Source organism: Streptococcus sp. 263_SSPC, assembly GCF_001071995.1.
Lineage (GTDB): Bacteria > Bacillota > Bacilli > Lactobacillales > Aerococcaceae > Granulicatella.
Genome location: NZ_JVNU01000059.1, coordinates 1 through 22,176, shown reverse-complemented (window position 1 = coordinate 22,176; position 22,176 = coordinate 1). Strand labels below are relative to the sequence as shown.

The window sequence follows — 22,176 nt, the reverse complement described above, 5'->3', positions numbered from 1 at the left end:
CCTGATTCATATGGAATCAAAAAATAGTTTCAAAGGTGCAAGTTTTCTACTAGCAGCGGGTGCTGTTATTGGAGCATGGGTCACTTCAAAATGGTTTGAACGCAGAAATGTCAATGGAGATGTTATTGTTCAAAATGTACGTAAATTATTTCAAGTAGTAGGTACTATCGAAGGCTCTTGGATTGAGATGGAACCTGTATTCGTGGATAGCCCTGAGTTTTATGGGGAAGTTTATTATGGCGGGGTTACTCGTAAAGAAGATAATGAACTAGTCCAATACGAATTTTATGCAGATGCAAAAACAGGAGCCGTTATTGATTTATACAAAATTGGATAATTAAAGAAAGCTGGAGGACCTCCAGCTTTTGGCGCGTTTATAAGATGTTTTATAGAAGTAGGAAAGAAGAGGATACAATGGAAGCTCATACAGAACAATTAATCAAAACGTTAACAGAAATGAAAGGGACAAGTGGACACGAAGGGCGTATTCGTGAATTCATGAGAAACGAATTAACACCTTTAGTGGACCGCATTGAACAAGATGGTCTTGGCGGTATTTTTGGGGTTCGTGATAGCAAAGAAGAAGATGCACCACGCATTATGATTGCAGCGCACATGGACGAAGTTGGTTTCATGGTAACAAACATCACTCCAAACGGAATGTTCAAAGTAAGTCCTTTAGGTGGATGGAACCCATATGTGGTTTCAGCACAACGTTTTACATTATTAACTCGTAATGGAGACTATCCAATTATTTCATCTTCAATTCCACCACATTTATTACGCGCGGCTGGTGGTCAACAACCAGCTGTGAAAGTAACCGACATTTTATTCGATGCTGGATTTACTTCACGTGAAGAAGCGCTTGAATATGGCTGCCGTCCTGGCGATACAATCGTTCCAGATGTAGAAACCATTTGGACTGCCAATAAGAAACGCATGATTTCTAAATCATGGGATAACCGTTATGGATGTACAGTCGTTCTTGAAGCATTGAAAGCTGTTAAAGATGAAACTTTACCAAATACATTAATCGCTGGAGCAAACGTGCAAGAAGAAGTTGGATTACGTGGAACTGGTCCAAGTGTGACAAAATTCAATCCTGATTTATTCTTTGCAGTAGACTGCTCAGCAGCAGATGATATTAATGGTTCAAAAGAAACGTTTGGACACCTAGACCAAGGATTCTTATTACGTATTTTAGACCCAGGTATGGTGACTCTTCCTCGTATGAAAGAATTCCTAGAAGACACTGCGTTAACTCATAACATTCCGTTCCAATACTTTGTTTCTCAAGGTGGAACAGATGCTGGTAAAGCACACTTAATGAATCAAGGGGTTCCTAGTGCGGTAATCGGGGTTTGTGCTCGTTATATTCATACACACCAAACAATGTTCTCAATTAAAGACTACGAAGCAGCACGTGAAATGGTTATCCAAACAATCCGTGCATTAGACCGTAGCACAGTGAACACTATTTTAGACGGAAGAACAAATTAAGAGTAAAGAGGTACAATATATGTGGTTAAGTTTTTATAACAAAAAGGGTATCGGCGATACGTTATTATTAACAAGTGGAACTGCAAACCGCTACGACGTCGACTATGAGAAAAAAGGAGATGTGACTCAAGTCTTTGTTCGTGAGTCGAAAGAAGTTCTAGGCTATAATATAGAAAAGATTTCTGAAGTGATTTCATTTGAAGAAGATGGACAACAAATCCTAACTCCCAAGCAACAAGAAGTTGTCAAAGGATTGATTGAAAAAGCTGGGTTTGATGTTTCAACTTTAGATTTAACACCAGAAGATGCACTTGTAGTTGGATACGTTGAAAGTTGCGTAGATCATGAAGATTCTGACCACTTACATGTGACAATGACACGAGTAAGTGACTCTGAAGTGTTACAAATCGTCTGCGGAGCACCGAACGTGAAAGCAGGACAAAAAGTGGTTGTTGCTAAACCTGGTACAGTAATGCCAAGTGGCGCTATCATTTGGGCTGGAGAATTACGCGGAGTAGCTAGTCACGGAATGCTTTGCTCAGCACGTGAATTAGGTTTAGAAAACGCACCAGCGAAAAAAGGAATCTTAGTATTAGATGATGCGACTCCAGTAGGAACGCCATTTAAAACATTAAACTTACAATAAAGGAGGATACGGAGTCATGAATGAACCATTTAACGAGAAAAACGATTCATTCGCATCGCTTCAATCAAGACGTGAAAAGTCTACTTTTCCGAATTACTTGAAGCAAGGTCAAACTTTTGAAGATCAAGTCGTTGAAGAAATGACGCGAGTTGATGCCACAAGAAAAGATGAGACTCCACAAGAATCCTTACCTTTTGATGAGCGACCTGATGCAGCACTCTTACAACCAATTGAAAAAGAGGAACATCAATTACCCGCGCAATTCCGTTCATTTAAGGAAAAAGCGACGGAAGGTCATCAAAAATATAAACCGCGTGTGGATTGGACTTCTTATTTAAATACGAATCAACGCAAACCTTTTAAACCAAGTACGGTACCTTCGAGTACTAGAGGTTTAGAACAAGAGGAAACACCAAAAGTTTCTTATCGCGAATTAGAAAATGAGTTATTGCCAAATAGTACGGACTTGATTCTATTCGAGAAGGAAGAAGCTTTATTGGTATCCGTCGAGGAACAAGAAGATACAATCGAAAAACGTTTGAAAGAGTACAATGGCACCTCTTATGAGAAACCAGTACAAAGCCAAGTTTTCGCAACAAAGGGCTATGTTCCTGCCTTTAAACGCAAACAAGAATCAGATGTTGAAGTCGTGCAAGAATCCTTGTTAGAAGGCTTGCCGGAGACAAAAGTTGAAAGACGAAAAGCACCGGAAAAACCACTAACAGGAAAACAAAGACGCGCAATGAAAAAATCGTTATCGATGATTATGGAACAGGAGCAACATGAACGTCAGTTGCCATATGTTCATCCAAAAAAACAGTAGTAGAAAAGCGAGGAGAAAAAATGGATAAAAGTAAGATTTATCACTTTACGGGAATAAAAGGATCAGGAATGAGCGCATTAGCCTTAGTATTACATGGGGAAGGCTATAAAGTGCAAGGGTCAGACTTAGAACAATACTTCTTCACTCAAAAAGGATTAGAGGAAGCTGGAATTACATTATTACCATTCAGCGCTGACAATATTAAAGAAGGACAAATTGTGATTGCTGGGAATGCTTTTCCAGATAGCCATGAAGAATTAGTTTCTGCGCGTGAAAAAGGCGTGGAAGTCATTCGTTATCACAAATTCTTAGGCGAATTGTTAAAAGGCTATAAGAGTGTTGCCATTACTGGTTCGCACGGTAAAACAAGTACAACAGGGTTGCTATCTCACGTATTAAGTGGAATGGAACCAACAAGCTATCTTATCGGTGATGGAACTGGTAAAGGGATTGAAAATTCAGAGTACTTCGTTTTAGAAGCTTGTGAATATAAACGTCACTTTATGGCGTACCGTCCAGACTATGCCATCATGACCAATATCGACTTTGACCATCCTGATTACTATACAGATATCGAAGATGTTCAAAGTGCCTTTGAAGCATTTGGTAAACAAGTGAAAAAAGGAATCATCGCTTGCGGGGATGATGAGAGATTACGTACCTTAGATGCGATTGTACCTGTTACTTATTACGGTGTTGGTGAAAACAATGATGTGATTGCTAAAAATATCCGTAAAGAAAAAGGCGGAAGCTACTTTGATGCGTATATTAAAGGCGAATTATATGGTCATTTCTATATTCCAACATATGGAGACCACAACATCCTTAATGCATTAGCGATTATCGCATTCTACTACTTAAACGATTTAGATCGTAATGAATTAGCTGAACAATTCAGCACTTTCGGTGGAGTGAAACGTCGCTTCTCTGAAAAAGTAATTAACGGCGTTACTATCATCGATGACTACGCTCACCACCCATCTGAAATTCGTGCAACATTAGATGCGGCACGTCAAAAATATCCAGATAAAGAAGTGGTGGCGGTCTTCCAACCACATACATTCACTCGTACAATCGCGCTTTTAGAAGAGTTTGCGGCAGTGTTATCACTTGCGGACCACGTATACTTATGTGATATTTTCGCATCTGTTCGTGAAGAAGCAGGGGATGTTTCTATCGAAGACTTAGCAAAACTTGTTAAAGGTGGCGCGAAAGTATTACCTCTTGATAATGTATCTCCATTATTAAACTATAAAGACGCAGTAATCGTGTTTATGGGAGCAGGGGACGTTCAAAAATATGAGTTTGCGTATGAAAAACTCCTATCAAATACTTCTCCAACACAAAACTAAATGTTGATGGATTCAGGCCTGGCAGTTGCCAGGCCTTTTTGTATGCATCTTAGTATTGAAGGCGAAGGGATACCGCTCTTTTTAGTGTTCATAGGATTGTTTATTTGTTACACTGGTAATGACAAATTAGGAGGCATATTATGGCGAAACCAAAATTATTATTAGTAGACGGAAGCAGTTTAGCATTCCGCGCATTTTTCTCAATTTTAGATTTAAATCGTTTTAAAAATTCGAATGGCTTACATACGAATGCACTCTATTCATTTCACCGTATGTTTAAGTCCATTTTAGACTCTGAAAAACCGACGCATGTACTCGTTGCATGGGATGCTGGGAAGACGACTTTCCGTACTGAAATGTATGCAGATTATAAAGGAGGTCGTTCGAAAACTCCTGGTGAATTCATCGAACAAATGCCTTACTTTAATGTGCTCTTAGATGCATGGGGAATTCCTCATTACCGTCTGAACCAATACGAAGCCGATGATATAATCGGTACTCTTGCCAAACAAGGGGAAGCAGCAGGATATGAAGTCGTAGTTCTTTCAGGAGATAAGGACTTGATTCAGCTTGCGGACAAAAATATTACTGTAAAAATTACAACAAAAGGTGTGACAGAACTGGTTGAGTACACTCCTGAAGTGATTTTTGAAAAATACGGATTGACGCCTGAACAAATTATCGACATGAAGGGGTTAATGGGAGATTCTTCCGATAACTATCCTGGTGTTACAAAAGTCGGTGAAAAAACAGCCGTGAAACTTCTTCAAGAATTTGGCAGCGTCGAAGGAATCTACGAACATGTCGATGAAATGAAGAAGAGCAAGTTGAAAGAAAACTTAATTAACGACAAAGAGCTAGCCTTCTTAAGTAAGAAACTGGCGCGCATCAATGTGGAGTCTCCACTTGAAATCACGCTAGACGATACACTTCGTAAGGAACAAGATGTAGATGCGTTGATGGCATTTTACAAAGAAATGAACTTCAATTCTTTCCAATCAGACCTATTAAACTCTGGTGCTGCGACAGTAGAAGAAGCACCAAAAGCCCAGCGCCCAAACGTCAAACGTGTGTCCGAGATTACGGAAGATATGCTTAAAGGTGCAACAAGTGTGCATTTTGAGACACTTGAAGCCAATTATCATGTGGCAGATGTGATTGCCGTTGCCTTCGGAAATGAAAAAGAAGTCTTTGTGACTGATTTAAATACGGCCGTTGCTTCAGAAGCTTTCAAGAAATGGCTCGCGTATGCATCAATCGAAAAACATTTATTTGATACAAAAGCAGCAAAAGTACTCTCACATCGTTTCGGTCTTGTGTTAGCAGGTGCAAAATATGATGTGTCCCTTCTTGCGTATTTAGTGGACACAAATGATATCGTGAAAGAAATTAGTGACGTGGCTCGCCGTGTCGATGTGACGATTCTTGCTAGTGACGAAGCTGTCTATGGAAAAGGCGTAAAAATCCAAATTCCTGAAAATCAAGAAGTTTGGAATCAGCACTTAGCAGCGAAAGTCTACACGATTGCGGTGGCGCCTGAAAAACTATTGAAGCGCCTCGAAGAAAATGAACAAACACATCTTTATTGGGAAATGGAATTGCCAGTGAGCGACATTTTAGCGCGTATGGAAATTCAAGGGATTCGTGTCGATAAAGAACGTTTAGTTGAGATGGGTGTGGAATTTGAAGCGCGTCTAAAAGAAATCGAACAAGAAATTTATGTACTTGCTGGGGAAGAGTTTAATATCAATTCGACTAAACAACTCGGTGTCATCTTATTTGAAAAAATGGGCTTACCAGTCATCAAGAAAACGAAGACTGGCTATTCAACAGCGGTAGATGTTTTGGAGAAATTGGCGCACCAAGCTCCAATCGTGGAATTGATTTTAGAATACCGTCAATTAGCCAAATTAAATTCAACGTATGTAGAAGGTCTGCAAGCTTATATTCAAGAAGACGGCAAGATTCATACGCGTTTTGTCCAAAACTTAACGCAAACAGGTCGTCTAAGCTCGGTGGATCCAAACTTACAAAATATTCCAATTCGTACACAAGAGGGACGTCGTATTCGTTACGCGTTCTTACCAGAGCATGACGATTGGAAGATTCTCTCAAGCGACTATTCGCAAATTGAATTGCGTGTGTTAGCGCATATTGCTGGCGATAAACATATGATTGAAGCGTTCAAAAATAACGTCGACATTCATACCAATACGGCAATGCGCGTGTTTGGTATTACAAACCCAGACGATGTAACGAGTGAAATGCGTCGCCAAGCTAAAGCCGTAAACTTTGGTATTGTTTATGGAATTAGTGATTACGGATTATCGCAAAACTTGAATATCTCCCGTAAAAGAGCCAAAGAATTTATCGACCGTTATTTGGAAGAGTTCCAAGGGGTAAAAGACTTTATGGAATCTGTTGTGAAAGAAGCGCGTGAGAAAGATTATGTGGAAACGTTATTCCACCGTCGTCGCTACTTGCCGGATATTCATTCAAGTAACTTTAATTTACGCTCATTTGCCGAACGTACAGCGATGAACTCACCAATCCAAGGAAGTGCCGCTGATATTTTGAAGATGGCGATGATTGAATTGGACCGTGAAATGAGAGAACGTAAATTCAAAGCAAACGTATTATTGCAAGTGCACGATGAGTTGATTTTCGAAGTGCCACAAGAGGAACTAGAAAGCCTTCAAAGCTTAGTAGAAGAAGTCATGGAAAATGCCGTGAGCTTGAAAGTTCCACTACGAGCCGATAGCAATGTCGGTGACAACTGGTTTGAAGCAAAATAACTAAAAATAGAATGGGCATCTCTTCTTATCGATGTAAGTTAGGGATGTCCATTATGTTTTATCTTTTGAGTTTATAGCGTTTTTGTAGTATACTTTTTGAGTTAAGAGAAGAAGTTTAGGTGATGGAAGGGCTCTTTTAGCGTTCAGATTCCATCACTTTCATTTTGTCAATCAATGGAGGAAATACATGAAATTAAGAAATGATATTCGCAATATTGCTATTATCGCCCACGTTGACCACGGTAAAACAACACTTGTGGATGAATTATTAAAACAATCAGATACATTAGATGCACGTACAGAATTATCAGAACGTGCCATGGACTCAAACGATATCGAACGTGAACGCGGAATTACAATTTTAGCGAAAAATACAGCCGTTCAATATAAAGGAACTCGTATCAATATCATGGATACACCAGGACACGCGGACTTCGGTGGAGAAGTAGAACGTATCATGAAAATGGTAGACGGTGTAGTTCTTGTAGTGGATGCGTATGAAGGGACAATGCCTCAAACTCGTTTCGTATTGAAAAAAGCATTAGAACAACATTTAACACCAATCGTTGTTGTAAACAAAATCGACCGTGATGCTGCTCGTCCAGAAGAAGTAGTCGATGAAGTGTTAGAATTATTCATCGAATTAGGTGCCGATGATGATCAATTAGAATTCCCAGTAGTTTATGCTTCAGCATTAAACGGAACTTCAAGTTTATCAGATAACCCAGCGGACCAAGAAAAAACAATGGATTACTTATTCGATACAATTATCGAACATATCCCAGCACCAGTAGATAACTCAGATGAACCATTACAATTCCAAGTATCATTATTAGACTATAATGACTACGTTGGACGTATCGGTATCGGACGTGTCTTCCGTGGAACAATCAAAGTTGGGGACCAAGTAACCTTATTAAAATTAGACGGTACAAAGAAAAACTTCCGTGTTACTAAATTATTTGGTTTCTTCGGATTAAATCGTTTAGAAATTAACGAAGCAAAAGCAGGGGACTTAATCGCTGTATCTGGTATGGAAGATATCTTCGTTGGAGAAACAGTAACTCCAGTAGATACACATGAAAGCTTACCAGTATTACACATTGACGAACCAACATTACAAATGACATTCTTGACGAACAACTCACCATTTGCAGGACGTGAAGGTAAATTTGTAACAGCACGTAAGATTGAAGAACGTCTAATGCGTGAATTACACACAGACGTATCTCTTAAAGTTGAACCAACTGATTCACCAGATGCATGGATCGTATCAGGACGTGGGGAATTACACTTATCAATTCTTATCGAAAACATGCGTCGTGAAGGATACGAATTACAAGTATCTCGTCCAGAAGTAATCATCAAAGAAATCGATGGCGTGAAATGTGAACCATTTGAACGTGTACAAATCGATACTCCTGAAGAATACATGGGTTCAATTATCGAATCATTAAGTAACCGTAAAGGTGAAATGCAAGATATGCAACACAATGATAACGGACAAGTTCGTATTGTCTTCTTAGTTCCAGCTCGTGGATTATTAGGATATACAACTGAATTCTTATCAATGACACGTGGTTACGGAATCATGAACCACACATTCGATCAATACTTACCATACATTCCAACAAGCATCGGCGGACGTCGTAATGGGGCACTTGTTTCAACAGATACAGGTAAAGCAACAACATACGGAATTATGGGTGTTGAAGAACGTGGTGTAATTTTCACTGAACCAGGTACTGAAATTTATGAAGGAATGATTGTTGGAGAACACTCTCGTGAAAATGACTTAGCGGTTAATATTACGAAAGCAAAACAACAAACAAATATTCGTTCAGCTACGAAAGACCAAACTTCAGTGATTAAGACTCCTAAGAAATTATCTCTTGAAGAGTCATTAGAATTCTTATCAGACGATGAATACTGCGAAATTACTCCAGAAACAATTCGTTTAAGAAAACAAATTCTAAATAAAGGCGAACGTGAAAAAGCAAATAAACGTAAAAAACAAGCCGAAGCAGAAAATTAATCTGAATAGCAAAAGGTGGATGCATTGCATCCACTTTTTTTGTTGTTTTTATTGATTTAATTTAACTCGAACAACTTGCTCATGAAAGTTCCGGTTTTAAAAGTTAAGTGATACCGTATACGGTATCACTTGTATTAGGTGTATTGTGTTTTTATGTACAGTTGTAGTATCCTATAGTGGTAAGGTTTATAGAGAGAAGAGATGACAGATGACAAAACAAAGAAAAATCATGTACGGAGTTTTTGGGGTACTTTTCGCATTTATTTTATTGGCCCTGGGATTGATTCAAATGTTTACGTATCGAGCGACTCCTGAGGCACAAAAAACTTGGAATATTGCTGCGTTTGAACAGAAAAACAACTGGACTCATTTTGAGGTGACTGGCGAAAAGAAAGGAACGCTTTTATTTTATACGGGTGCATTAGTTGAACCGCAAGCTTATGCAAAATTAGCTGATGGACTCGCTAAAGAAGGAATCGAAGTGTACATTATTTCCTCTCAGTTAAATTTACCGGTATTGGATAATGGAACGATGGCCACTATCGTAAAAGAAGAGCACTTGGATAAAGTGTTTGTCGGAGGGCATTCTCTAGGTGGAGTTGTTTCGACGGTTGAAGCGAAAAAATTGAACGAGACGGGTCAAGTAGCAGGGTTAATTTTACTAGCAAGTTATCCAGATCAGAGTACGGATATCAGTGAAACACAAATTCCTGTTTTATCCATTACGGCTTCGAACGATAAAATTTTGAAACAAGAGAAATATGAAGATGCCAAATCTCGGTTACCAGAGTCTACACTCTATAAAGTCATTGAAGGTGGGAATCATAGTGGATTTGGACTTTATGGTCAGCAAAATGGAGATGGTGAGGCGACAATGAGTGCCGAAGAGCAACAAAAACAACTCATTCAATTGATTAAACAATTCATCGTAACACATTAAGCTAGGCTTCGGTCTAGCTTTTTTATACGCTAGAGTTGAGTTTTCACACCTCGGCAGGTATCATGAAAGTAACGAATTTTGGAGGTAGAGTGTATGCAACAAAAAGTAACAAAGAACTGGGTCACTATCGGAACTGGCGTTATTGCGAATGAATTAGCCGTAGCAATGGAATCTTTAAATGGAAAACTCTATGGTGTGGCCAATCGCACCTATGCGAATGCCGTGAAATTTGCCCAAAAATATGGTATTGAAAAAGTATACGATGCAATTGATGATGTATTTATAGATCCTGCAGTGGATATTATTTATATTTCAACACCACACAACACTCATATTCACTATCTTAGAAAAGCATTAGCCGCTGGAAAACACGTATTATGTGAAAAGGCGATTACGCTAAACAGTGAAGAGTTGGAAGAAGCGTTGCAACTTGCTAAAGAAAATAATGTAATTTTGGCTGAAGCGATGACACTTTACCATATGCCAGTCTATAAACAATTAAGAAAAGCTGCTGAAAACTTAGGTGAGCTTCGCATGATTCAAATGAACTTTGGTAGCTATAAAGATTATGATATGACGAATCGTTTCTTCAATCGCAATCTAGCAGGAGGGGCATTGCTTGATATCGGTGTATATGCCTTGTCTTGCATTCGTTATTTCATGAGTGAGGCGCCAAGTTCGATGGTTTCTCAAGTGAAATTAGCGCCAACGGGTGTGGATGAACAAGCTGGAATCGTTTTGACGAATGATGCTGGAGAAATGGCAACTGTCACGATGACGCTACATGCTAAACAACCAAAACGCGGAGTCATTGCTTACGACAAAGGGTATATTGAGATTGTAGATTATCCTCGAGCACATAAAGCAACGATTACTTATACAGAAGATGGACACGTTGAAACTTTTGAAGATGAATTGGGATTAGATGCCTTAGCTTATGAAGTGCTAGATATGGAGTCAACGATTAATTCAGGAGTAGACAAAATGCATCTTGAATATACGGTCGATGTGATGAAAATTATGACAGAATTACGTCGTGAATGGGGAATCAAGTATCCAGAGGAAGAGGAAGCATGAAGCAACAAGAACAATTAAAACGAATGGAACAGTATGCCAAAAGAGTGCTTAGTGCAGATACAACAGGGCACGATTGGTCGCATATTGAACGCGTCGTCAATACGACAAAGACGATTGCGAAGGCGGAAGGAGCAGACTTATTTATTTGTGAAGCTGCAGCGCTACTCCATGATGTTATCGATGATAAAATTGTCAACGATCCCGCAACCGCGTTGAAGGAATTGAAAGGATTTCTAATTTCTATTGAAGTGACTCCTGAACAAGTTGAAGCTATTGAGTCGATTATTACGAGAATGTCGTTTAAGAATCATAAGGAACAACAAGAACTTTCTCTTGAAGGAAAAGTAGTGCAAGATGCGGATCGATTAGATGCCATTGGTGCTATCGGGATTGCTAGAGTGATGTGTTACTCTGGAAGTACTGGAAGACCAATCCACAAACCAGAAATGAAGCCACGTGAAAACTTAACGCCTGAAGAATATAGAAACGGTGAATCGACAGCTATTATGCATTTCTATGAAAAATTACTGAAGTTAAAAGATTTGATGAATACCAATATGGTAATGAATTGGCAAAAGGGCGACATGAATTTTTAGAACTGTACTTAGAGCAATTTTATGCCGAATGGGATGGGAAACGATAGACAATAAGCGACAAAATTTTTTGTCGCTTATTTGTTTTGTAAGAGAAACAGGTGTAAAATAGTAACTACATTTTAAAGTGAGAGGATTGGTTGCGTGGAAGTTGAGCAACAACTTACGAATAAAGAACTTCGAAAAAATATATTTGTGATTGTATGGCCGGTATTTGTGGAAGTACTTCTTGGTGCACTCTTTGGAATGGTTGATATGATGATGGTGGGTAAAATCCCAGGGGATACTGCTGCAGCTGTTTCTGCAGTTGGGATGACAAACCAACCAATGTTTCTAGGACTAAGTTTGATTCAGGCATTAAATGTCGGCGGAACTGCGATTATTGCCCGATATTTTGGAGCAAAAAAATACAATCGTATGGGAAGCATCCTTAAGCATGTAATGATTCTTGCGATGGTTTTCTGTGTGACGCCAACAGCAATATTGATGCTGATTTTCGCACCGGAAATCTTATCTTTACTTGGGGGAGATGCGACAGTTATTAATGTCGGTGTGGACTACTTTAGAATTGTCACAATTGGATTTATCTTCCAATCACTATCGTTTACTGTAACAGCAGCTCTTCGAGGAATTGGTGAAACGAAAATACCGATGAAGAATAATATTATAGCCAATAGCTGTAATGTTTTAGGAAATGCCATTTTAATCTACGGGATGTTTGGCTTTCCGGCATTAGGCGTTACAGGGGCAGCAATTGCTACAGCTGCATCGAATTTAATCGCGATGGTGTTAAATGTACGTTATATTTTGTCAGGAAAAAGTATTCTAAAACTCGATTTTAAGGAAAAATTTGAATTTAGGGCGGAAGTGATGCGCGATTTAGTACGTATCGGAATTCCAACAGCATTAGAACAAATGGCATTACGTTTTGGCGTTATCATGTTCTTGAAGATCGTTTCAGGACTGGGAAATAATGTTTATGCGGCTCACCAAATTGCTTTGAATGTACTTTCTCTATCATATTCTCCAGCTCAAGCTTTCGGGATTACTGCTTCGTCACTGATGGGGCAATCGCTTGGAGCTAAAAATGAAAAGTTGGCAGAGCGCTATACCAAGATGTGCCAGCGCATCGGCTTAATTTTAGCGATTATGATGTCTGTTTCTATTTATTTTGGAGCGACACTGCTTGCAGGAATGTATACGGATAACGTAGAAATTATTCAGAATACCATTATTGCATTATCAATCGTTGCGTTCGTTCAACCATTCCAAAGCCATCAACTAATTACTTCTGGAGCCTTACGTGGGGCAGGAGATACAGTATGGCCACTCATTGCTATTTTTATTGGATCATGTGTGATTCGATTAAGTTTAGGATATGTATTTGTAAACTTCTTCGGATGGGGACTTGCTGGCGCATGGTATGCGGTCTTTATCGACCAATTTATCAGGGATATGATCATTCTCCTTCGATTTAGAAGCGGCCGATGGAAAAACATCCGAATTGCATAAAGCTAGGGCTGGAATTTTCCAGCCTTTTTGTTTTGCGTATAAATTGTGTGAAGCAGTTTACTGAAATGATGGAAAATCAAAAGAAAACGTATGGAGATTGATTTTTTATTGATTTTCTATTATTTTTGATTGGTGGAATAACGGTGTTTGTGATACTATAGTAGAAAGATGTAAAGAGATTGGAGTTTTCAAACGATTATGGCAAGAAAAGGTTTATTAATCGTTTTATCTGGACCTTCAGGTGTCGGTAAAGGAACAGTACGCGCAGCAATTTTTGCAAAAGACAATCAAGAATTTGTGTACTCAGTATCCGCAACGACTCGTAAGCCAAGACCAGGTGAAGTGGATGGAAAAGATTATTTCTTCAAATCAAGAGAAGAATTTGAAGAGATGATTGCGAATAAAAAATTATTAGAATACGCAGAGTACGTAGGGAATTACTATGGAACGCCTTTAGATTATGTGCAAGAAACATTAGATAAAGGAAAAGATGTATTCTTAGAAATTGAAGTTCAAGGAGCGCTTCAAGTACGTGAAGCAATGCCAGATGGGGTGTTTATTTTCTTAACACCACCTGATTTACGTGAACTAGAATCTCGCATCGTAAACCGTGGAACTGATTCTGACGAAGTGATTAAGAGCCGTATGAAAGTGGCGAGAGAAGAACTTGGTTTGATGAAGTATTATGATTACGCTGTTATCAATGACAAAGTAGAAAATGCGGTTCAACAAATCGAAGCAATTATTCAAACAGAACATTTACGCATCCAAAGAAACTTGGAAAGCATTGAAAAGTTTGAAGATGAATTAGAAGAAATTTTAGAAGAAAAGTAGAAAGAGGGAAGACCATTATGATGTTATATCCATCAATCGATAAATTATTGAAAAAAATCGATTCAAAATATTCATTAGTTATTTTATCAAGCAAACGTGCACATGAGTTACACCACCATGAACCACCAATGTTAGAACACTACGAATCACATAAAAATGTAGGTCGTGCTTTGGAAGAAGTTGTTGCTGGTGACTTAACAATTCGTGAAGACAGCAAACCTGAACACGTATAATCAAATTTATAGTCAAGGGAAACTCCCTTGGCTTTTTTGTTTTCGTAGTTTTGAAGTGTAGAGCAAGCGACAACAAATTAAAGTGCATTATGGTATAATGAGTAGTAAAACTATTTTGGAGGTGAGAAGATGTATGCAAAAGTAATCGTTGACGTTCCAGTCATTCAAGTGAATCGACCATTTGATTATCATGTCCCAGAAAATTTACAAGAGAGTATTGAAGTAGGGATGCGTGTTGCAGTTCCGTTTGGTGGACGTAGTATTTCTGGATTCGTACTAGCATTTAGTGACGAAGTAGATTTTGACGGAGAAGTAAAAGATATTTTGCATTTAATGGATTTAGATCCCGTCTTATCACCAGAGATGATAGAGCTTGGAGCGTATTTATCGAAGAAGGTTCATGCCTTCCTTATTCAATGTTATCAAACGATGCTTCCAGCAATGTTAAAATCCAATTATGAAAAACGATTCGTATTAGTGAATCCGAAAGACTATGAAGATGTGTTTCGAGAAATTTTCCATTACGAAAATACATTGCAATACACGGATGACCTGCCTCAGGAACATGTAAAACGACTAATGAAGTTGAAGAAAGAAGGGGCTGTGGTTATCGAGACGGTTGTCAAAGACCGCGCGAAGGTAAAAACAGAAGACTGGATTCGATTGAATTATGTAATGCAAGAGTATGAGGAGTTTATTCCAACAATCTCTGCGCGTGCGAAGAAGAAAGTAGCACTCTTAAAGACGCTCGCTTCAATGGAAGTGATGGAAATTGAAAAGAGACGTTTCTTAGAAGATACTGATTTTACTACAGCTGATTTAAAATTTGCAGTCGAACGCAATTGGATTTCGATTGTTCAAAAAGAAGTGAACCGTGATCCTTACAAAGGAAGAGTCTTCAAAAAGAGCGCGCCATTCCAGTTAAACTCTGAACAACAAGTGGCGTTTGACCGAGTGAAAGCCGAATCTATCGATACAGACACGTCAAAAGTGTACTTGTTAGAAGGTGTAACTGGTTCTGGGAAAACAGAAGTGTACTTACAATGGATTGGGGAAGTGATTGAAAAAGGAAAGAGCGCGATGATGCTCGTTCCAGAAATTGCATTGACTCCTCAAATGGTTGACCGATTTAAGTCGCGCTTTGGAGACCGAGTAGCGGTACTTCATAGTGGACTGAGTGTCGGTGAAAAATACGATGAATGGCGTAAGATTAAGAATAAAGAAGCAGACATTGTGGTGGGTGCACGTTCTTCAGTCTTTGCTCCATTAGAGAATATCGGAATTATTATTTTAGACGAAGAACATGAAGCGACGTATAAACAAGATGAGTCTCCAAGATACCACGCTCGCGATGTCGCGATTTGGCGTGGGGAATATCATCACTGCCCAGTGGTGTTAGGAAGTGCGACTCCAAGTCTTGAGTCTCGTGCTCGTGCACAAAAGGGAGTCTATACACTCCTACGATTAACGAAGCGTGCACAGGCGCAACTTTTGCCAGAAGTTCATTTGATTGATATGAGAACGGAATTCGTTCATCAAAAAGGATCGTTTTCGAAGACGTTATTAGATGCTGTCGAAAAACGATTAGAACGAGGAGAGCAAAGTGTGTTGCTTTTAAACCGTCGCGGATATTCTTCTTTTGTACTTTGTCGTGATTGTGGAACGGTATTGGAATGTCCGAATTGCGATATTTCATTGACGCTTCATATGGATACAAGAAGTATGAAATGTCACTATTGTGGTCATGAAGAACATATTCCTAATTTCTGTCCTAAATGTCATAGCCGACAAATTCGTTATTTTGGAACAGGAACGCAGAAGGTGCAAGAAGAATTGCAGGAAGTGTTCCCAGACGCTCGAATTGTGCGTATGGACGTGGATACGACAAGACGCAAAGGGCAACATGAAGCTATCTTGAAGCAGTTCGAAAATCAAGAAGCCGATATTTTAATTGGAACGCAGATGATTGCGAAAGGTCTAGATTATCCAAACGTAACGCTCGTTGGAGTGATTAATGCGGATACGGCGTTGAATATTCCTGATTTTAGAAGTTCGGAAAAAACATTCCAACTACTGACTCAAGTATCAGGGCGTGCAGGTCGTGGGGATAAGCCGGGTGAAGTATTTATCCAAACTTATAACCCAACTCACTACGCGATTCAATTAGCGCAAGGTCATCAGTATGAACGATTCTTTGAAACGGAAATGCGGATGCGTCATATGGCCAACTATCCGCCGTACTTCTTTACAACGATGATTACATTCTCGAGTGAAGATGAAGGGGTGGCGTTGAAGAAAGCCGTCGAAGTGCATAAGGCGTTGAAGGCAAATGTATCGCCAAATGCAGTGGTGTTAGGACCGACTGCTAAATCGATCGCGCGAATGAATAATCGTTATTATTTCCAAATTATTGTGAAGTACAAAAACGAACCGCAATTGCAAGAGTTCTTAGAACAATTGATGATGGAAACACAAGAAGTCGGTTCGAAGAAATTGCTTATGACGATTGATATGGAACCACAACATTTCTTATAGAGGTGAAAAATGAAGAAAGTTATTTTTATGGGAACGCCTGAGTTTTCAACAGGTGTTTTGAAACGATTAATTGAAGATGAAACAGTTGAAGTCATTGCCGTTGTCACACAACCAGACCGTGCAGTTGGACGTAAGAAAATCATTACACCAACTCCTGTAAAGGTCGTGGCATTGGAGCATGATATTCCTGTTTACCAACCAGAAAAATTAAGTGGGTCGCAGGAATTGGAAGAGTTGATGCAACTAGATGCAGATTTAATTGTAACGGTAGCTTATGGTCAATTCTTACCAACTAAGTTTTTAAACTTCCCTCGTTTTGGTGCGGTGAACGTTCACGCGTCATTATTACCAAAATATCGTGGTGGAGCGCCAATCCATTATGCAATTATGAACGGGGACAAAGAAACTGGCGTAACAATTATGCGAATGGTTGCCAAAATGGATGCGGGTGCGATTATTTCACAACGCGCCATTCCAATTACTGGCGAAGACGATGTGGCTAGTATGTTTGAAAAACTAAGCGTCGTTGGAGCGGATTTACTAATCGAAACATTACCAGCGTTATTTGCTGGAACAATTACTGAAGTAGAACAAGATGAAGCGCTTGTATCGTTCTCTCCAAATATTTCCAGAGAGCAAGAGCAAATTGACTGGAATAAAACAGCGACGGAAGTGGATTGTTTCGTACGTGGCTTACGTCCATGGCCAACTTCATTTACGATTTTAAACGGAAATCGTGTGAAGATGTGGGGAGTAGCTTTAACGGATAAACAAACTACTAAAGCACCAGGTAGCTTATTTGTAGAAGGCGGATGTCTATATGTGGCTTGTGGTGGCGGGACTGTTCTTGAGATTACACGTCTTCAACCGGCAGGAAAAGCACAAATGGATGCGAAGGCATTTATGAATGGATTTTCAGAATGGTTGAAGGATGATGCGATTTTTGAGGGATTAAACCATGAGTAATGTACGTGACATTTGCGTAGAATTATTAACGAATGTAGAAAAGAATCAAGCATACTCGACAGTCGCGTTTCAAAATGTGTTACAAAAACATAAATTGGATGCAAGAGATAGAGGACTATTAACGGAATTATTCTACGGAACCATTCAACGTAAATTAACATTAGACTTCTATTTAAAACCATTTATCGAGAAACAAAAGAAGATGGAATTATGGGTGCTAAGTCTCCTACGAATGACTGTATACCAAATGGCGTATTTAGAGCGAGTGCCTGATCATGCAGCTATTTTTGAAGCCGTTCAAATCGCGAAGAAACGTGGCCATCAAGGGATTGCGAAATTCGTCAATGGTGTTCTTAGAAACGTTCAACGGGGAGGATTCGATGGAGTTTCTTCTATTAAAGATGAACGTGAACGTTTAAGTGTCGAATATAGTATGCCACGCTGGATTGTGGATTTATTATTTGAACAATATGGGGAAGAGGCTAGAGAAATTTTCCCAAGTTTAAATATTGCTCCTCACTTAAGTGCGCGTATTCAAAATCCAGAGATGTCGGTTGAAGAAGCTAAAACTCTTCTTCAAGAAGAAGGTGTGACGGTTCAAGAAAGCAAATTGTCACCGAGAGCAGTGATTGTTGAAGAAGGAGATTTACTACAATCGAAAGCTTTCAAAGATGGAATGGTTACCGTTCAAGATGAGTCTTCTTCATTAGTGGCTCAAGTAGGGGGCTTACATCCTGGAGATAAAGTGCTCGATACTTGTGCAGCTCCTGGAGGAAAAACCACTCATTTTGCAAGTTACTTAGTAGCCAAAGAGGGCGGACTTGTAGAAGCGTTGGACTTACATGAGAATAAATTACGTAAGATTCATCAAAACGCAAAACGTTTAGGAGTAGAAGACAGAATTCATACTCATGCACTCGATGCTAGAAAAGTTGGCGAACTATTTAAAGAAGAAAGCTTTGACGCGGTATTTGTAGATGCACCATGCTCTGGATTGGGCTTGATGCGTCGTAAACCAGATATAAAATACACAAAAAATAGTGAAGATTTAACAAAATTAACAAAAATACAGTTGGAAATTTTGTCTGCAATTGCTACAATGGTAAAGAAAGGTGGAAAACTCATCTATTCAACTTGTACAATTAACAAGGGTGAAAATGAAGAAGTAGTCCATAACTTTTTACGAGAACATCCGGAGTTTGAATTACAACCAATCGAAGAGTTTGGTTGTACAAAGGAAAATCCGATGCTTACGATTTTACCGCATGAATATCATACAGATGGATTTTTCATCGCGAGAATGGTAAGAAAATAAATTCGCAACAGGAGGAAAAATATGGAGATAGCCATCAAAAGTGACGTCGGACAAAGACGTACTTTAAATGAAGATGCTGCCGGATATTTTTTGAATACTCAAAACGTGCCGATGATTGTTGTGTGTGACGGAATCGGCGGGCATAATGCTGGGGATGTAGCAAGTGCTATGGCATTATCGCATTTGGGAAAACGTTGGGAAGAAGAAAGTATTACGGATACAGAAGCCGCTTATCAATGGCTCGTTAAAAATATTCAGGCCGAAAATGATCGTATTTTCCAAAAAGCGAATCAATATCGTGAGCTAGATGGAATGGGAACAACAATTGTGGTTGCCGTAGTGATCGGTTCTGAATTGTTAATTGCAAATGTCGGTGATAGCCGTGCTTATTTGTATCGCAATTTTCAAATGAAACAATTGACAGAAGATCATACACTCGTACAAGAGCTGTTAAAATCTGGAGAGATTTCTGAAGAGGAAGCCAAAAGCCACCCTCAACGAAATATTGTAACGCAGTCTTTAGGGATTACACTGAATGTCCAGATTGATTTTGTAAGAGTGAGTCTAAAAAATGGAGACACGATTTTCCTTTGTTCAGATGGATTATCGAATATGGTTGAAGATCAATATATTAAAGAAATTCTAGGGAATTATTCAGATGTAACAACGCAAGCGAATAAAGCGGTCGATGCTGCAAATGAAGCGGGCGGTCGCGATAACATTACAGTTGCGATTGCAAAATATACTGCCAGGGAGGAGGTAGAAGAATGATTGCACCAGGAAAAACAGTTGGTGGTCGCTATAAAATCAAGTCTCATATAGGGACAGGTGGAATGGCCACTGTATATTTAGCACAAGATTTAATTCTAGAAAGACCCGTGGCAGTAAAAGTGTTGCGCTTAGACTTTCATACAAATGAAGCTGCGATGAGACGTTTCCAACGAGAAGCGCAATCAGCAACACAATTAGTCCATCCAAATATTGTAAGTGTATATGATGTTGGAGAAGAAGACGGAACAAATTACATTGTAATGGAATACGTTGAAGGAACGGATTTGAAAGAGTACATTCGCGAGAGAGGACCTCTTCCACCACGTGAAGCCGTTCGTATTATGACACAAATCGTTTCGGCGATTGAGCTCGCTCACCAAAATCGAATCATTCACCGCGATATCAAACCTCAAAACATCTTAATTGATAGAGAAGGTAATGTGAAGATTACAGACTTTGGGATTGCGATTGCACTTTCTGAAACGTCATTAACACAAACGAATACATTGCTTGGTTCTGTTCATTATTTATCTCCTGAACAAGCAAGAGGTGGAATGGCAACGATTCGCAGTGATATTTATGCACTCGGTATCGTATTGTATGAGTTATTAGTAGGTGAAGTTCCTTTTGAAGGAGAATCAGCAGTTTCAATCGCGTTGAAACATTTCCAAGAGCCGCTTCCTCGAATTTCACAGATGTTACCAACCGTGCCGCAAAGTTTAGAAAATGTGGTGTTGAAGGCGACCGCGAAAGAACCTCTTGATCGTTACAGCAGTTGCTACGAAATGTTGGAAGATTTACAAACATGCTTAAATCCAGAACGTTTACACGAGCCAATGTTTAAACCGACTGCTTTCAGTCAGGAAACAAAGGTGTTGCAACCAATTACGACAGGACCAATCCCTCGTAAGGTACCAGCAACAAGTAAGGAAGTTCCTGAAATTCAATTTGACGAAGAGAAGAAAGTTGTTCAAGAGGAACCTAAAAAGAAGAAGAAAAAGAAATGGCCATGGATCTTATTGCTACTATTTATCATCATTAGTGCTGGAACTATCTATGCATTTATTCAAACTTCTCCAAAAGACGTTAAAGTTCCAGATGTAACGAATCTTACTGAAGCAGATGCAAAAGTAAAATTAGCAGATGCGAACCTCGAAGTGTCAGATGTGCAAAAAGTGAAGTCGGACACTGTCGAAGCAGGAAAAGTTGTAGAGACGAACCCTAAGGCAGGAAGTTCTGTAAAAGAAAAATCTAAAGTCGTATTAAAAGTAAGTGCTGGTAAAGACACCGTTGAAGTTGGAGATTATACCGGCAAGACTTTCGATGAAGCTAAAGCAGCCTTGCAAAAACTAGGAATTGCAGTAGAGAAGAAAGAAAGTTATTCAGATACTGTAGAGTCTGGTAAGGTAATAGAACAAAGTGTTGCTAAAGGTGAAAAAGTAGTCGCCAAAGATACAAAAATGGTTTTAACCGTATCTAAAGGAAAAGAGCCAGTAACGTTAATCAACTTAAAAGGATATTCACGTTCGGGAGTTGAAGACTACGCGAAAGAACATGGCTTGAAGTTACAAATTTCAGAAGAAAATAGTAATGAAACAGCAGATACTGTTATTAAACAATCACCAGCAGAAGGCACAGCTCTTAAAAAAGGTGATACATTAACAGTTGTCATCTCAAAAGGAAAAGGAGAACGAGTAGTATCTCGACAATTCACGATTCCTTATGAAGCGAAGAAAACAAATAATAACAACAATAATAATGCGAACTCAGGGTCAAATACCCAGGGAGCAAAACAAAATACAGTTGAAATCTTTATTCAAGATGCAAACAATAATATGAATACTGCGTATCGTACTTTCAAGATTTCTGAAACCACAAGTGTAACTATTGATTTTACGTTTAACAATCAAGTTCCAAGTGGTAAATACATCATTAAAAGAGATGGTGTAGCAATCGATACAGGAGTCGTACAATAGAGTATATATGAGAGTCTAGGTTCATGTAACCTAGGCTCTTTTTTGAATTTTTAGAGAAGAATAAAATATCAAAAAAATTCTTAGTCATTTCAGTTGAAATTGGTTATCAGTTATGATAAATTAATATCACTGTTGAGCGAACGTTCGCTTATAAAACAGTTTCAAAAAAACTTTGAAAAAGTTCAATGAAATCTGTTGACAGTAAAAATGTCCTATGATAGGATATAGAAGTTGTTGCAAAACAACGATTGACCTTTGAAAACTGAACAAAGA

At 39.0% G+C, this 22,176-nt stretch carries 17 protein-coding genes and 1 pseudogene; all 18 read left to right on the top strand.

Features of this window, described 5'->3' with window-relative positions:
• Window positions 1–10 precede the first annotated feature (10 nt).
• Entirely contained in the window at window positions 11–337 is a 327-nt protein-coding gene (locus tag ADH02_RS08600; protein WP_048710056.1) for a PepSY domain-containing protein, read from the top strand.
• Window positions 338–414: 77 nt separating this feature from the next.
• Window positions 415–1,500: a glutamyl aminopeptidase gene (pepA, locus tag ADH02_RS08595; protein ID WP_048784180.1), complete on the top strand. Its 1,086-nt coding sequence runs from the start codon at window positions 415–417 to the stop codon at window positions 1,498–1,500.
• Window positions 1,501–1,519: 19 nt separating this feature from the next.
• Window positions 1,520–2,146 (top strand): YtpR family tRNA-binding protein, encoded by a 627-nt coding sequence (gene ytpR / locus ADH02_RS08590; RefSeq protein WP_048784178.1) that lies wholly within the window; start codon window positions 1,520–1,522, stop codon window positions 2,144–2,146.
• A gap of 16 nt (window positions 2,147–2,162) precedes the next feature.
• Entirely contained in the window at window positions 2,163–2,969 is an 807-nt protein-coding gene (locus ADH02_RS08585) for a hypothetical protein (RefSeq protein WP_048784177.1), read from the top strand.
• A 20-nt stretch (window positions 2,970–2,989) separates the two neighbouring features.
• On the top strand, window positions 2,990–4,321 hold the full coding sequence (murC, locus tag ADH02_RS08580) for a UDP-N-acetylmuramate--L-alanine ligase (protein ID WP_048784175.1): 1,332 nt from the start codon (window positions 2,990–2,992) through the stop codon (window positions 4,319–4,321).
• A 140-nt stretch (window positions 4,322–4,461) separates the two neighbouring features.
• Window positions 4,462–7,116: a DNA polymerase I gene (polA, locus tag ADH02_RS08575; protein WP_048784172.1), complete on the top strand. Its 2,655-nt coding sequence runs from the start codon at window positions 4,462–4,464 to the stop codon at window positions 7,114–7,116.
• A 187-nt stretch (window positions 7,117–7,303) separates the two neighbouring features.
• Window positions 7,304–9,151 (top strand): translational GTPase TypA, encoded by a 1,848-nt coding sequence (typA, locus tag ADH02_RS08570; protein WP_048784170.1) that lies wholly within the window; start codon window positions 7,304–7,306, stop codon window positions 9,149–9,151.
• A gap of 208 nt (window positions 9,152–9,359) precedes the next feature.
• Complete coding sequence (locus ADH02_RS08565) at window positions 9,360–10,091, top strand: alpha/beta hydrolase (RefSeq protein WP_048784168.1); 732 nt, start codon at window positions 9,360–9,362, stop codon at window positions 10,089–10,091.
• A gap of 93 nt (window positions 10,092–10,184) precedes the next feature.
• Complete coding sequence (locus ADH02_RS08560; RefSeq protein WP_048784166.1) at window positions 10,185–11,168, top strand: Gfo/Idh/MocA family protein; 984 nt, start codon at window positions 10,185–10,187, stop codon at window positions 11,166–11,168.
• Window positions 11,165–11,811: pseudogene (locus tag ADH02_RS08555) on the top strand (HD domain-containing protein). The gene ADH02_RS08560 and the pseudogene ADH02_RS08555 overlap by 4 nt, the downstream one beginning before the upstream one ends.
• 94 nt (window positions 11,812–11,905) lie before the next feature.
• Window positions 11,906–13,273: an MATE family efflux transporter gene (locus tag ADH02_RS08550; protein WP_048784164.1), complete on the top strand. Its 1,368-nt coding sequence runs from the start codon at window positions 11,906–11,908 to the stop codon at window positions 13,271–13,273.
• Window positions 13,274–13,471: 198 nt separating this feature from the next.
• The gene (gene gmk / locus ADH02_RS08545) at window positions 13,472–14,107 is read left to right on the top strand and encodes a guanylate kinase (RefSeq protein ID WP_048784163.1); all 636 of its coding nucleotides are present in this window, start codon (window positions 13,472–13,474) and stop codon (window positions 14,105–14,107) included.
• Between the two features lie 17 nt (window positions 14,108–14,124).
• Window positions 14,125–14,340 carry a DNA-directed RNA polymerase subunit omega gene (gene rpoZ, locus ADH02_RS08540; protein WP_048712313.1) on the top strand — a complete coding sequence of 72 codons (216 nt, stop codon included), beginning with the start codon at window positions 14,125–14,127 and terminating at the stop codon, window positions 14,338–14,340.
• 129 nt (window positions 14,341–14,469) lie between these two features.
• The gene (gene priA, locus ADH02_RS08535; protein ID WP_048784162.1) at window positions 14,470–16,875 is read left to right on the top strand and encodes a primosomal protein N'; all 2,406 of its coding nucleotides are present in this window, start codon (window positions 14,470–14,472) and stop codon (window positions 16,873–16,875) included.
• Between the two features lie 9 nt (window positions 16,876–16,884).
• Window positions 16,885–17,841 (top strand): methionyl-tRNA formyltransferase, encoded by a 957-nt coding sequence (fmt, locus tag ADH02_RS08530; RefSeq protein ID WP_048784160.1) that lies wholly within the window; start codon window positions 16,885–16,887, stop codon window positions 17,839–17,841.
• Window positions 17,834–19,156 carry a 16S rRNA (cytosine(967)-C(5))-methyltransferase RsmB gene (rsmB, locus tag ADH02_RS08525; protein WP_048784159.1) on the top strand — a complete coding sequence of 441 codons (1,323 nt, stop codon included), beginning with the start codon at window positions 17,834–17,836 and terminating at the stop codon, window positions 19,154–19,156. Before fmt ends, rsmB begins: the two co-directional genes overlap by 8 nt.
• 21 nt (window positions 19,157–19,177) lie before the next feature.
• Complete coding sequence (locus ADH02_RS08520) at window positions 19,178–19,927, top strand: Stp1/IreP family PP2C-type Ser/Thr phosphatase (protein ID WP_048711075.1); 750 nt, start codon at window positions 19,178–19,180, stop codon at window positions 19,925–19,927.
• Window positions 19,924–21,903 (top strand): Stk1 family PASTA domain-containing Ser/Thr kinase, encoded by a 1,980-nt coding sequence (gene pknB / locus ADH02_RS08515; RefSeq protein ID WP_048784156.1) that lies wholly within the window; start codon window positions 19,924–19,926, stop codon window positions 21,901–21,903. Before ADH02_RS08520 ends, pknB begins: the two co-directional genes overlap by 4 nt.
• The last annotated feature ends 273 nt before the right edge of the window (window positions 21,904–22,176 follow it).

Bases quoted from the DNA above. Each gene is read 5' to 3' on its own strand.
- ADH02_RS08600 (WP_048710056.1), top strand. From the start codon at position 11: ATGGAATCAAAAAATAGTTTCAAAGGTGCAAGTTTTCTACTAGCAGCG.
- pepA (WP_048784180.1), top strand. From the start codon at position 415: ATGGAAGCTCATACAGAACAATTAATCAAAACGTTAACAGAAATGAAA.
- ytpR (WP_048784178.1), top strand. From the start codon at position 1,520: ATGTGGTTAAGTTTTTATAACAAAAAGGGTATCGGCGATACGTTATTA.
- ADH02_RS08585 (WP_048784177.1), top strand. From the start codon at position 2,163: ATGAATGAACCATTTAACGAGAAAAACGATTCATTCGCATCGCTTCAA.
- murC (WP_048784175.1), top strand. From the start codon at position 2,990: ATGGATAAAAGTAAGATTTATCACTTTACGGGAATAAAAGGATCAGGA.
- polA (WP_048784172.1), top strand. From the start codon at position 4,462: ATGGCGAAACCAAAATTATTATTAGTAGACGGAAGCAGTTTAGCATTC.
- typA (WP_048784170.1), top strand. From the start codon at position 7,304: ATGAAATTAAGAAATGATATTCGCAATATTGCTATTATCGCCCACGTT.
- ADH02_RS08565 (WP_048784168.1), top strand. From the start codon at position 9,360: ATGACAAAACAAAGAAAAATCATGTACGGAGTTTTTGGGGTACTTTTC.
- ADH02_RS08560 (WP_048784166.1), top strand. From the start codon at position 10,185: ATGCAACAAAAAGTAACAAAGAACTGGGTCACTATCGGAACTGGCGTT.
- gmk (WP_048784163.1), top strand. From the start codon at position 13,472: ATGGCAAGAAAAGGTTTATTAATCGTTTTATCTGGACCTTCAGGTGTC.
- rpoZ (WP_048712313.1), top strand. From the start codon at position 14,125: ATGATGTTATATCCATCAATCGATAAATTATTGAAAAAAATCGATTCA.
- priA (WP_048784162.1), top strand. From the start codon at position 14,470: ATGTATGCAAAAGTAATCGTTGACGTTCCAGTCATTCAAGTGAATCGA.
- fmt (WP_048784160.1), top strand. From the start codon at position 16,885: ATGAAGAAAGTTATTTTTATGGGAACGCCTGAGTTTTCAACAGGTGTT.
- rsmB (WP_048784159.1), top strand. From the start codon at position 17,834: ATGAGTAATGTACGTGACATTTGCGTAGAATTATTAACGAATGTAGAA.
- ADH02_RS08520 (WP_048711075.1), top strand. From the start codon at position 19,178: ATGGAGATAGCCATCAAAAGTGACGTCGGACAAAGACGTACTTTAAAT.
- pknB (WP_048784156.1), top strand. From the start codon at position 19,924: ATGATTGCACCAGGAAAAACAGTTGGTGGTCGCTATAAAATCAAGTCT.